The 12,116-nt window shown below is 38.9% G+C and carries 9 protein-coding genes; 3 read left to right on the top strand and 6 right to left on the bottom strand.

From position 1 onward, the window contains the following. From AC3FI7_RS05385 to AC3FI7_RS05360, 6 genes are all read right to left on the bottom strand, one after another. The gene (locus AC3FI7_RS05385) at positions 1 to 1,119 is read right to left on the bottom strand and encodes a carboxylate-amine ligase (RefSeq protein ID WP_142722868.1); all 1,119 of its coding nucleotides are present in this window, start codon (positions 1,117 to 1,119) and stop codon (positions 1 to 3) included. Positions 1,120 to 1,149: 30 nt separating this feature from the next. Continuing rightward, a complete protein-coding gene (locus AC3FI7_RS05380; RefSeq protein ID WP_142722869.1) occupies positions 1,150 to 2,103 on the bottom strand; it encodes an ATP-grasp domain-containing protein in 954 nt (317 codons plus the stop codon). Between the two features lie 59 nt (positions 2,104 to 2,162). After that, positions 2,163 to 2,876 (bottom strand): alpha/beta hydrolase-fold protein, encoded by a 714-nt coding sequence (locus AC3FI7_RS05375; RefSeq protein WP_491461591.1) that lies wholly within the window; start codon positions 2,874 to 2,876, stop codon positions 2,163 to 2,165. Between the two features lie 310 nt (positions 2,877 to 3,186). Then, on the bottom strand, positions 3,187 to 4,401 hold the full coding sequence (locus AC3FI7_RS05370; protein ID WP_142722871.1) for an ATP-grasp domain-containing protein: 1,215 nt from the start codon (positions 4,399 to 4,401) through the stop codon (positions 3,187 to 3,189). Positions 4,402 to 4,542: 141 nt separating this feature from the next. Next, on the bottom strand, positions 4,543 to 5,958 hold the full coding sequence (locus AC3FI7_RS05365; protein WP_491461590.1) for a leucyl aminopeptidase family protein: 1,416 nt from the start codon (positions 5,956 to 5,958) through the stop codon (positions 4,543 to 4,545). 90 nt (positions 5,959 to 6,048) lie between these two features. Continuing rightward, on the bottom strand, positions 6,049 to 7,170 hold the full coding sequence (locus AC3FI7_RS05360) for an alpha/beta hydrolase (protein WP_142722873.1): 1,122 nt from the start codon (positions 7,168 to 7,170) through the stop codon (positions 6,049 to 6,051). A 199-nt stretch (positions 7,171 to 7,369) separates the two neighbouring features. Between AC3FI7_RS05360 and glgB the strand changes: the two genes are divergently transcribed. The 3 genes from glgB to AC3FI7_RS05345 all read left to right on the top strand — a co-directional run bounded on the left by glgB (position 7,370) and on the right by AC3FI7_RS05345 (position 12,092). Next, positions 7,370 to 9,316 carry a 1,4-alpha-glucan branching protein GlgB gene (gene glgB, locus AC3FI7_RS05355; RefSeq protein ID WP_491461589.1) on the top strand — a complete coding sequence of 649 codons (1,947 nt, stop codon included), beginning with the start codon at positions 7,370 to 7,372 and terminating at the stop codon, positions 9,314 to 9,316. A 3-nt stretch (positions 9,317 to 9,319) separates the two neighbouring features. Further along, positions 9,320 to 10,726 (top strand): glycogen synthase, encoded by a 1,407-nt coding sequence (locus AC3FI7_RS05350; protein ID WP_343658592.1) that lies wholly within the window; start codon positions 9,320 to 9,322, stop codon positions 10,724 to 10,726. 97 nt (positions 10,727 to 10,823) lie between these two features. Further along, a complete protein-coding gene (locus AC3FI7_RS05345; RefSeq protein WP_142722876.1) occupies positions 10,824 to 12,092 on the top strand; it encodes a glucose-1-phosphate adenylyltransferase in 1,269 nt (422 codons plus the stop codon). Positions 12,093 to 12,116: the final 24 nt, after the last annotated feature.

Raw genomic sequence — 12,116 nt, 5'->3', positions numbered from 1 at the left:
TTATGAAGCAGGTTCTCCATGTGTTATGCCGTACTCAGTTTCAGAGATCATGTAATCAACAACTTTCGTCAGATCACCGGTCTCCTTGAAGATCTGAAGCTGTCTGTCTGCACCGGTACCGTTTTCAAGAATTTTCCATGCATATTCAACTTCTTTTCGGCATCCCAAATCGTCTACAACATCATCAATAAACTCTAAAAGTTCTTTTAATAAGTGAGGATAAGGAACAGATTCTTCTTTTCCAAAATCAATCAGGTGAGCCTCGATACCACTTTTAGAAGCGCGCCATTTATTTTCATTCAACAGCAGTCTTCTATAGCTTCTGAAGCTCAGGTTTTGCTGGTGAAGTTTATAAATTTTTGCCACTAAGCTCTGCATAATGGCAGCAAGGCATACCGTTTCATCAATCCTTAATGGCATATCACAGATTCTGAACTCAATGGTAGGATAAAACGGATGAACCCGTAAATCCCACCAGATTTTCTTGGCATTGTCAATGGTACCTGTCTTTACAAGAAGATCTACATAACTGTCAAATTCTGCCAGAGAATTAAAATAGCTTGGAATACCTGTCCTTGGGAATTTTACGAAAATTTCCTGCCGGTAAGATTTAAATCCTGTATACCTTCCGATCCAGAAAGGTGAATTGGTGGAAAGAGCATACACATGAGGCAGAAAATAACGCATGACATTCTGAATTCTCACACCCTCTTCACGGTTGGGAATCCCAATATGAACATGCAGTCCGAAAATAAGGTTTTCACGGGCAACATCTCCCATATCATCAACGATTTTAATATATCTTTCTCCCTGAGTGATATTATTTTCTGACCAATGTGAGAATGGATGAGTGCCTCCTCCGGAAACACGCAGTCCCTGCTCATGGGCAATATTAATAAGATGGCGCCTTAGATTTGTCAATTCAGCTCTGGCCTCCTGAATATTCTGGCAGATTCCTGTTTCCATTTCAATCATGGATTCGTGCATCTCGTGTTTTAAATTTTCACTTAAAACCGCTTTGCCACCCTCAATGATTTTTGAAACATGAGAAACCAGATCTCTGCTTTCAACATCAATGATCTGATATTCTTCTTCAATTCCAATAGTAAACTGATGCATTTTTCTTGTGTTTTTTATTTCTTTTCAATGTTATTTTATGGAATCTTTCACGAAAGTTCCCCAGGCAATATTGGGTTTTCCCGGAACGTATTCTTTAGCTTTTTCTACAGCCAGTTTTGCGGCATGTTCTATGATCCATGCAAAATTTTCTTCTCCTACAGAATTTCTGTCCGCATCCGGTGCCGGATTACAGAAATCAATCGCGTAAGGGATACCGTCTCTTACCGCAAATTCTACAGTATTGAAATCATACCCTAATGCTTCATTCATGGTAATGGTATAATCATGAATGGTTTTTAATAGTTTTTCAAGTTCCTGTCCCTGCGTTTTATGGGTTGTGGCATATCTTAAATGGGGTGCATTTCTCGGTTCATAAGGCATAATGTGAACATACTTTCTGCCCAGGCAGTAAACCCTGTAATAATCGTCAAAGATAATTTCTTCCTGTACCATCATGACCAGCTGTTCTGTTTCCCCCAGTTTGTTCCAGAGATCATCGGGATTTTCCACTCTGTACACATTTTTCCAGCCTCCTCCGTCATGAGGTTTCATATAAGCCGGGAATCCTACATAATTGAAGATATATTCCCAGTCATGCGGAAATTTCAGATTTCTGAATGAAGTTTCTGAAGTATTATCCGGCCTTTCATGTGACGGAAGCAAAACCGTTTTAGGAAGCGGAATCCCGAGTTTGGACATCAGGGCATTGTTGAAAAATTTCTCATCAGCACTCCACCAGAAAGGATTGTTGATCACATAAGTGCCGTTAAGTGCCGCATTTTTTAAATAAGCTCTGTAAAAGGGAACGTCCTGCGAAATTCTGTCGATGATTACTGCATATCCATAATCTGCCCCCTGTTCCAATTTATCTATATTAACGGGTTCAGCGATGATATCTCCACCTCCGAGTTCATTTACTTTGTCTATAAATGCCCAGGGAAAAGTGTCTTCCATACCGAAAAGAATTCCTACTTTTTTTGTCATAATTTTTGTTTTTTAAGGTGGGTGTATATTTTTTTCTATTGGTTTTTTATTGTTTTACTTTAAGAGAAAAAGGAACCAATGAAGGTAGGGAATACCATTCTCCACAAAGGCCAGTCGTGACCTATCCATTTTCTCTCATCATACCAGAAGTCTATACCTTTTATCTTCAGGATTTCAGCCATTTCAACATTTTTATCCTTGCATATATCCTGGTCTGAAGTACTGAGTACAATATGCATATGTTTGTATTTCCACGCTTCATCATTTCGTACAAATTCCCTTGGACAGTTGAAGTATACCAGATCGTCAGAATAGCCCTCCATAAAGTTTCTGATACTGAATGCCCCGGAAAGACAAAACAAATGGGAAACCACATCAGGAAATCTGAAAGCAAAATTGGCGGCATGATATCCTCCGAAACTCGCTCCGGCAACTGCCAAGCGGTGTGTTTTGTGGAGCTTCTGGATATAAGGGACAAATTCCTGAATCAGAAACTGTACATACCGTTCGTAATTTCTTATTCTTTGCTGAGGAGCTATGGTATTATCATAAAAGCTCCAGCTGTCGATGGTCTGTATATTGTAAAGTTTTACTTTTCCCTGTTCTATGAACCAATTGATGCTTCCGTTAAGATGAAAATCGTGGTTCTGGGTATACTGTCCCTGGGAAGTAGGGAACATGATGATCGGATGGCCGTAATGCCCGGTCACTTCTACTTTGAGACTAATTCCCAGTATATTTGAATAATATTCTGTATGTTCTATGTGAGGCATTTTTGGGTTTTAATTTTAATATGGTGTTTTTATATTAATATAATAAATTCAATTCCTCCAGGTTGGTCTTCTCCTAAAATATCCAATATGATGGTCCCTGATTTTGGATGTTTGAAGGTAATATTTTCTTTAAAGACCCATTTTGATCTGGTTTGTTGGTATAAGCTGAGCCAACGAACTGATAGTAGGCTTTACTTTACCATTTCCGGGTTTTTTGCTTTCTAAATTACGTTTTACCGTGGAATCTACTGGAATACTGTGTATTATAAATTCAATAACATTTTTGAATATCAATATTGCGTTCCATAACTTACGAACTAAGTTTGTTGCTTTTAGGAGGAAGGATGTTCAGCATATCTGCATGGATCATTTCTGCCGCAGAGTCCAATCTGTCCTGTACGACAGAAGCATCTCCGGATTTATAAACAATCCCGACGTGATAATCTATCGGAAGAAACTTGACCACTTCTTCACATTCAAAATTACGGTAATCAGGTTCTTTATCTTTAATCAAGGCAACGATGAGCCCGGAATAGTATCCGGTAGGTGGGGAAACACTGTAATCATTTCCTCTCAGAAGGGCATCTTCAATTTTAGCCCATTCTCTCCATATATTGATGCCGCTTGATGCCTCTACCAGATCAGGGATATGAGCGCCACCTACTCTTGATGAGGTTTCCAGGAAATACCATTTTCCATCTTCTTTTCCCCGGATAAATTCTGTGTGGGTGGCTCCATTGACAAGCCCGAAGTTGGAAAGAACTTTGGCATTTATTTCTTCCAATGCTTTGAACTCCTCAGAATATCTTCCTAAAGTCTTGGATCTGAAAACGCCCCCTTCATGAGAAACCTGCATGGGTGGGGCCAGGTATTTTGAGGCAGAAGTGAATACGATTTGTTTATTAAAAGTAAGGCTGTCTACATGATAAACATCTCCGGGTTTAAAGCTTTCCAGCAAAAAAAGATGACGTTCTTCTCCAAGGTTTTCCAATGCTTCATAAAGCTGTTCTTTAGAGGTTATTTTTTTGATACCTGACGCAGAGGCTTCAGAGCGGGGTTTCAGTACCCAGGGTGCCGGAACGCGGTCTGTAAATTCATTCACCTCATCATCATTGAATACCGCTGTAAATTCAGGAACATTAATTCCTGAATCTTTTGCTTTTTGCCGCATAGCCAGCTTATCTCTGAAATATCGGTGGGTAGTCTGTCCCATCCCCGGAATACGGAAAGTTTCCCTTATCAGTGCTGCTTTTTCCACGTCATAATCATCCAATGCCACTACAGCATCTACTTTTCGGGTTTTCATCAGGTGGGAAAATCCCTGTATCAGATGCTCCAGATTCCAAACGGATGGTTTCAGCTCAGGCATATAAAATACCTCATCAATAGCGTGCCATGGCCAGTTTTTCTCTTTGAGATTTTCGGATGTTACCAGAATGACTTTATTGCCGAGGGTCTTCATCTCGTCCATAAAATCATAACCTTTATAATAGCACGAAATACATACAATAGTTTTCTTCTCCATATAATGTTTTTTAAGATTTAGTGAGTTTTCAAAAATAAAAGCATTTATTTATTATTTTATTAATATCAAAAAATGTAATATCGTGCGTTTTTGAAAATTCACTAATCAATTATACAGAGTTTTTTTGTAAAAAACTAATTTTTAGTGATAATTTTCAATTAAATTCACGAGGAGTTGAACCCCATATCCTGTTGCTGCTTTTTCTTTGGCATAGCCCACACTGCCAAAGGCTACTCCGGCAATATCCAAATGAGCCCATTTAGGGTGATTTTCAATGAACTGCTCAAGGAATTTGGCAGCTATGATACAGTCTCCGACCGGTTTAAGGGAGATGTTTTTCATATCCGCTACATCAGACTGGATATCGTCTTTCCAGACATCCCATAAAGGCAGATTCCATACTCTCTGGTTGGTTTGGTCTCCGGTTTTAATCAGTTTGTTTTTCAGTTCTTCATTATTGGAAAACATGGCGGCACAGGTATCTCCGAACATTCTTACAGAGCTTCCTGTGAGCGTTGCCAGATCAATCAGGAAATCAGTTTTGTAGTTTTTAGAAAGATAGGATAATCCGTCTGCAAGAATCAGTCTGCCTTCTGCATCAGTATCAAGCACTTCAATAGTTTTTCCGTTGTAGGCTGTGATGACGTCACTGGGAAGCAATGCTTTTTCTGAAATGGCATTGTCTGTGATTGGCAGGACGGCAACAATGTTTACTGGAAGCTTCATTTCAGCAGCATAGATCAGTGTTCCCAGGACCGCTGTAGCACCTCCCATATCAGATTTCATATAATGCAGATTGGCAGAGCTTTTTATTGAGATTCCTCCTGTGTCGAACAGGATGCATTTTCCTACCAGTCCGAAAGTTTTGGCATTTTTAACGGTAGTTTTATATTCCAGAATAGTAAATGCAGCGTCATAAGCGCTTCCCTGGTTGACAGACAGGTAAGCGCCTAATCCCAGCTCTTCGCATTTCTTTCTGTTGAAAGCTGTGTATTTCAGCTCATATTTTTTAGCCAGATTTTTAAGGTATGCACTTAATATATCCGGTTTTTTGAGATTGGCAGGCTTATTGAGCCAGTCCTGGCAGGCAGTCTGCCCGTTAATTAGGGCTTCAGCTTTCTGGCTGATATGGTCCAGTTTTTTCTGGCTTAAATTTTCAAAATGTAATTCAAATTTTGTATTCCAGAAGGCATGTTTTTTGTCAAAAGGATAGTTGTAAGTTCCGGAAAGAAGTCCTTTTACAAACTCTTCAAATTGTTTTTCATTGATAAAATCTGCCAATGCCAATGTTGGAACTGCCTGAAGCTTTTCTTTGTATGTTTGTGAAAACTTGGCAGCAACCTGCTGGATTTCGAAATTTTGTAAAGTAGATTTCCCCAATCCGATAAAGTAGGTGATTCCTTCTTCATGGGCATTGACAAAAACCTCATACTTCTTTCCCGTAAAAAAAGTGGAAATATTTTTATTGAAGTTTTTACTCGTTTTCGCCCACTCTTCCTCTGTAAATAATTGAAAAATCTGAGTGTAATTTTTGTTTTTTTTGTTGATCAGTTTCATAAATAGATAGTATATGTTCTAAAGTCATATAACCCGCTGTCTTCATTTTTGCTCTGGTCTTCCTGAAATTTTTCTACAGCGTTTTTATGTTTAGTTTTTAATGCTTTGTTGTTGCGGTTTTACTTCCACAGGGTTTTCCGTATTGTCATAGAACAGCCATTCGATGGCTCTTGGGAACTCCTGTGACCAATAAAACTCATTGTGAGTGCCTTCAGGATTAATATTGGTTTTAAATTCAAAATCAAAAAGTTTTTTCTCTTCCCATCTTTTCAGATATTCTTCAAAAATATGAATTCTTTTGACCATTTTGGAGCCTTCCTGACCACCTCCATACAGGTAAATTTTTGTTTTAAAAGGAACCCGGAAATTCATCATAGGGAAGTTGTTATTCGGTTCTACCCAAAGAGACGGAGAAAATATTAACAGCTTGGAATAAACTTCAGGATAAAGAAATCCGCTGTATATACTGATCAGAGCTCCCAATGAGCTGCCTCCGATTCCGGTATTGTCACGGTCCTTTTTGGTTCTGTAATTTTCATCCACAAAAGGCTTTAAAGTGTCAGCAATAAAGCGGATGTATTTTTTTCCTTCAGAGCCGTTGGCCACATGATCATTATCAAAGATATATTCTTTGATTCTTTCTGCACTGCCATGTTCTATCGCAATGATGATAAGATCACCACGGCCATATTCGGCAAGGATGGATAGTTTTTTGTCAATTTCCCAGTTACCATAACCGCTTCCTTCGTTGAATAAATTCTGTGCGTCCTGCAGATATAAGACAGGGTATCGTTTATCTGTAGTATGATAGTCATAAGGAAGCAGCGCCCATACTTTGCGGTAACGGTCAAGCTGTGGAATATAAAAGTTGTCTGAAATCACTTCTGCAGTAGGAAAGTACTCTTCTTTGAACGGGCCCCAGTTTAATCTCCATTTTTGTACGGTATCAGAAGTTTTACCTGCGGATTTTTTTGCTTTCCGGTTGGGAGTGATATTTCCGTATTGATCCAGTTCTACATTTTCCCAGCCGCCTTTTGTGAATTTGTATTCAATGTCTTCGGGCAGGATCTGATCTTCGACTTCTATGCAATAGTTGGTGGAGTCAAGTTGTTTAAGCTGGAAATTATAATCTTTAGGATTCCAGCTGTTGAAGTTTCCGGTGATAAATACCGGTCTGTCATCTATTTCTTCTGTATAAAGTTCAAACCTCATCGTTGTGTTTAATAAAATGTTGATGTTAAATTTATAAAAAAGATTGTTTTGAAATCATAAAAAATGTGAGTTAAAAAATGATATATTTGATAGATAGACGAAAGCTGAAATTGAGTTGATAATTATTTGATGAATAATTCATCACCATTATCAGTATTTTTCGTAGTTTCAAAGAAAATATAAATATAAACTGATCTTGATGAATTCTGTTAAGACCTACACGCTTTTCACCGATCATGATGTGTATCTTTTTAAAGAAGGTAGGCATTATAAGCTGTATGGTAAATTTGGCGCACATTCTGCAGAAAAAGATGGAGTGAAAGGAGTGTACTTTTCTGTGTGGGCACCTAACGCAAAGAAAGTTTCCGTGATCGGAAATTTCAACAACTGGAATCACAAAGATCATATTCTGTTTCCAAGATGGGACGAGTCAGGGATTTGGGAAGGATTTATCGAAGGATTAACCTGGGGTACTTTATATAAATATGCTATTGAAACACAAAGTGGCGAAATTCTGGAAAAAAGTGATCCTTATGCATTGAGCTGGGAGCAGAATATTCAGGCGGCTTCTCTGGTTTCTACAACCTGGTATGAGTGGAATGATCAGGAATGGATGAACCAACGCTGGGAGAAGAACAGACTGGAAGCCCCTATATCTGTCTATGAGCTGCATCTGGGTTCGTGGGTAAGAGACGGAGAGTATCCTGATCGTTTTCTGAATTATCGCGATATTGCCAAAAAACTGGTTCCTTATATAAAAGAAATGGGTTTTACTCATGTAGAGTTTATGCCCGTGATGGAATATCCATATGAACCTAGCTGGGGATATCAGATTACCGGTTTTTATGCTGCTACATCACGTTTTGGCTCACCGCAGGATCTGATGTTTCTGATTGATGAACTTCATAATAATGAAATAGGTGTTATCCTGGACTGGGTTCCGTCCCATTTTCCAGGAGATGCCAATGGTCTTCACCGTTTTGATGGTACTTATCTTTATGAGCATGAAGATCCGAGAAAAGGCTTTCATCCCGACTGGAAATCACATATTTTTAATTATGGAAGGAATGAAGTTAAATCTTTTCTGATTTCAAATGCGATGTTCTGGCTGGACCGTTACCATGCTGACGGATTGCGAGTGGATGCGGTGACCTCTATGCTTCATCTGGATTATTCAAGAAATGAAGGCGAATGGGAGCCTAATATTTATGGTGAAAATGTGAATCTGGAAGCTAAAGCTTTTCTGCAGGAATTTAATACTGCTGTTTATAAGGAATTCGGAGATAATATCATAACCATTGCCGAGGAAAGCTCGGATTTTCCTATGCTTACAAAGCCTGTTCATGACGGTGGCGTAGGTTTTGGTATGAAATGGATGATGGGGTGGATGCATGATACCCTGGATTATTTCAAGGAAGATTTTGTTAACAGGAAATTCCATCATCATAAACTTACGTTTGCATCCATGTATATGTATAATGAAAATTATATGATGCCTTTATCACATGATGAGGTGGTACACGGAAAAGCAAGTCTTATTTATAAAATGAAAGGGGACGAATGGCAGAAATTTGCCAATCTCCGTACCTTATATGTATATATGTTTACCCATCCGGGAGCCAAGCTGCTTTTTATGGGAGATGAATTCGGGCAGACCAGCGAATGGAATTTTACCAGAAGCCTCGACTGGCATTTACTGAAATATCCTGTCCATAAAGGAATGCAGGAGCTTGTTAAAGATATGAATCACCTTTACAGATCAGAAACTGCTTTTTATGAAAATCAGTTTGACAGGAGTGGTTTTGAGTGGGTGGAAGCAGATGATCTTGAAAATTCAGTATACGTTTATCTGAGAAAAGGTAAAAAGAGAGACAATGTTGTGATGGTAGTTTTAAATCTGGCTCCGAAAGTATTGGATTATAAAATAGGAATCCCTGCAGGCACCCACTGGGAAGTTATTTTTAATTCTGATGATAAAAAATACAGCGGAAGCGGGGTAGAACCTGAAATACTGGAAGAAAAGCATGAGGAATGGAGAGGACATCAGAAATCAATGACTGTAAAAATTCCTCCGCTTGCCGGGATTATTTTAAAACAGAAAAAAGATAGAAAGTATAAATTACACAGAATTAAACACAAGAGATAAAGAATGGTTGTTTATCATTTAAGTACAGAATGTTATCCTGTCGCAAAAGTTGGGGGTCTTGCAGATGTAGTTGGAGCGCTTCCAAAATATCAGAATAAAATAAAAGGAGTAGAAGCCAAAGTGGTAATGCCATGGTATAACAAATCCTTTGTATATGATCATGAATTTGATCTGGTTTTTGATGGGTTTATTCATCAGGGAGCTAATATGCTTCAGGTTCAGGTGATGAAAGAAAAGACAAATGTCCTGGGATTTGAGCTGTATATGGTAAAAATTCCTGGGTTACTGGACAGAGATAATCCTTATGGATATGAAGATGAAAGTTTTCAGTTTCTGGCTTTTCAGCATGGAGTTCTCCACTGGCTGAGCGCAATGGAAATCCGCCCGGATGTATTACACTGTCATGATTATCATACCGGATTCGTTCCTTTTATGATAGAAAACTGTTGGGAGTTCAGGTTTTTAAAAGGGGTAAAGACTATAGGTACTATTCATAACGGAGAATACCAGGGAATGATGAGCTGGAGTATGGCGAATTATATGCCTCCTTTTGATGCTTACAAATGGGGACTGATGGACTGGAACGGGCTTATGAATCCTCTGGCAAGCATGATTAAATGTGCTGATGCCTTTACAACTGTTTCTGAAGGATACCTGGAAGAACTGTTTATCAGTTTCCGCGGATTGGAAAGTCTTGTTCGTCAGGAATTCGGGAAAGCCTATGGCATCATCAACGGTATTGACACCGAAGTCTGGAATCCGGAAACCGATCCGATGCTGGATTTTAACTTTAACCGTAAAAATGCAGTGACTCAAAAAAAGAAGAATAAAGAAAAACTGTGTAAAGAATATGGGTTGAAGCCTGAGTTTCCCCTGTTTGCTTTCATTGGAAGGTTCGCAACAGAAAAAGGAGCAGATCTGCTGCCGGATGTTGTATGGAGAAGTATTAAGCAGAGTTATGGTGCCTTAAACATCATGATTCTCGGCTCCGGAAATGTGTATATTGAAAATAAACTGAAAGAGTACGACTATACGTATACCAATTTTGCATTGGATCTGGGGTATAAAGAACATCTTTCTCATAAAATTTATGCATCGGCAGATTTCCTTCTGATGCCGTCAAGAGTAGAGCCCTGCGGACTGAATCAGATGTATTCCATGAGATATGGGACAGTCCCTGTGGTAAGATATACGGGAGGATTAAAAGATACAGTAGAAGATATATCAACCGGCGGAGCAGGACTGAACTATACTTATCCGGGAGTGGATGATGTTGTACATGCTATGAACAGGGCCTTGGCAATCTATAATCAGGAAGGTGTGATGGAAGATCTTATTCATGCCAACATGAATTTTGATTTTTCATGGGAGAAATCTGCGGAAAAATACATAGCTTTATATAATAGCTGATCGGGCTCTAAATATGAAAATAAACCATGCTTTAAAACAGCTGTAAACACTAAGAACAAAAACAGTAAACTTAATAAAATAAAAACGCAAGATATTTATGAATCGAAATGTAATCTCCATAGTGTTAGGAGGAGGCAGAGGAACAAGATTATTCCCGTTAACGTATACCAGATCAAAGCCGGCTGTACCGATTGCAGGAAAATACAGGCTGGTGGATATTCCTATATCAAACTGTCTGAATTCAGGGCTGAACAAGATTCTGGTGCTGACGCAGTTTAATTCTGCTTCTCTCAATTCGCATATCAAGAATTCTTATCACTTTGATATCTTCAGCAAAGGATTTGTTGATATTCTGGCAGCTGAACAGAATGTTGAAAATGACAGCTGGTATCAGGGAACTGCAGATGCCGTACGCCAGTCGATGAAGCATCTTGAAAAATATGATTATGACTATATTCTTATTCTTTCAGGAGACCAGCTCTATCAGATGGATTTCAGGGAAATGCTTGACTTCCATATTGAAAATGGGGGAGACCTTACCATTGCAACGATTCCTGTGAATGCAAAAGACGCCACAGGCTTCGGGATCTTGAAATCCGATGATGAAGGAAATATTACCTCTTTCTATGAAAAACCGGATTTTGATATGCTGGGAGGTCTGAAATCTGAAGTTTCAGAAGAAAATAAACATGCAGGGAAAGAATTTCTGGCTTCAATGGGAATTTACATTTTCACTAAGAATATTCTTAAAAAGATGTTTGAAGAAGGAGCCGGTGATGATTTCGGAAAAGATATCATTCCGAGTTCCATAGGAAAATATAAGACCTTAAGCTATCAGTATGAAGGGTACTGGACCGATATCGGAACCATAGAATCTTTCTACGAAGCGAATCTTGACCTTTGTCTGGATTTACCGCAGTTCAACCTTTTCTCTTCATCACCTATCTATACAAGGGCAAGGATGCTTCCACCGTCAAAAATCAACGGTTCCTATGTAAGCAAGGCTGTTTTTGGCGATGGATGTATTATTATGGCGGATAAAATTGAAAATTCAGTGATTGGAAACAGGACGAGAATTGATAAAGGAAGTACCATTGTGAATTCCTATGTTATGGGGGCGGATTTCTACCAGAATACAACAGAAATTGTCCTGAATGACAGAGGCGGGCGTCCTAATATGGGAATCGGAAAATACTGCTATATAGAAAAAGCAATTCTTGATAAAAACTGTTACATTGGTGACAATGTAAAAATCATCGGAGGGAAGCATATTCCGGATGGTGACTATGGAACCTATTCTGTTCAGGATGGGATTGTAGTTGTGAAGAAAGGTGCTGTCATTGCCCCGGGAACACATATAGGATAGAAGAAAGGAAGCTGGGTGCTGGAA

The sequence above is a fragment of the Chryseobacterium sp. TQ-BC-N36 genome (assembly GCF_058382295.1).
This window is presented reverse-complemented; position numbering and strand designations above follow the sequence as displayed.

What these genes read in the sequence shown, in the direction of transcription:
- AC3FI7_RS05385 (WP_142722868.1), bottom strand. Translation starts at nt 1,119, where the DNA reads ATGCATCAGTTTACTATTGGAATTGAAGAAGAATATCAGATCATTGAT.
- AC3FI7_RS05380 (WP_142722869.1), bottom strand. Translation starts at nt 2,103, where the DNA reads ATGACAAAAAAAGTAGGAATTCTTTTCGGTATGGAAGACACTTTTCCC.
- AC3FI7_RS05375 (WP_491461591.1), bottom strand. Translation starts at nt 2,876, where the DNA reads ATGCCTCACATAGAACATACAGAATATTATTCAAATATACTGGGAATT.
- AC3FI7_RS05370 (WP_142722871.1), bottom strand. Translation starts at nt 4,401, where the DNA reads ATGGAGAAGAAAACTATTGTATGTATTTCGTGCTATTATAAAGGTTAT.
- AC3FI7_RS05365 (WP_491461590.1), bottom strand. Translation starts at nt 5,958, where the DNA reads ATGAAACTGATCAACAAAAAAAACAAAAATTACACTCAGATTTTTCAA.
- AC3FI7_RS05360 (WP_142722873.1), bottom strand. Translation starts at nt 7,170, where the DNA reads ATGAGGTTTGAACTTTATACAGAAGAAATAGATGACAGACCGGTATTT.
- glgB (WP_491461589.1), top strand. Translation starts at nt 7,370, where the DNA reads ATGAATTCTGTTAAGACCTACACGCTTTTCACCGATCATGATGTGTAT.
- AC3FI7_RS05350 (WP_343658592.1), top strand. Translation starts at nt 9,320, where the DNA reads ATGGTTGTTTATCATTTAAGTACAGAATGTTATCCTGTCGCAAAAGTT.
- AC3FI7_RS05345 (WP_142722876.1), top strand. Translation starts at nt 10,824, where the DNA reads ATGAATCGAAATGTAATCTCCATAGTGTTAGGAGGAGGCAGAGGAACA.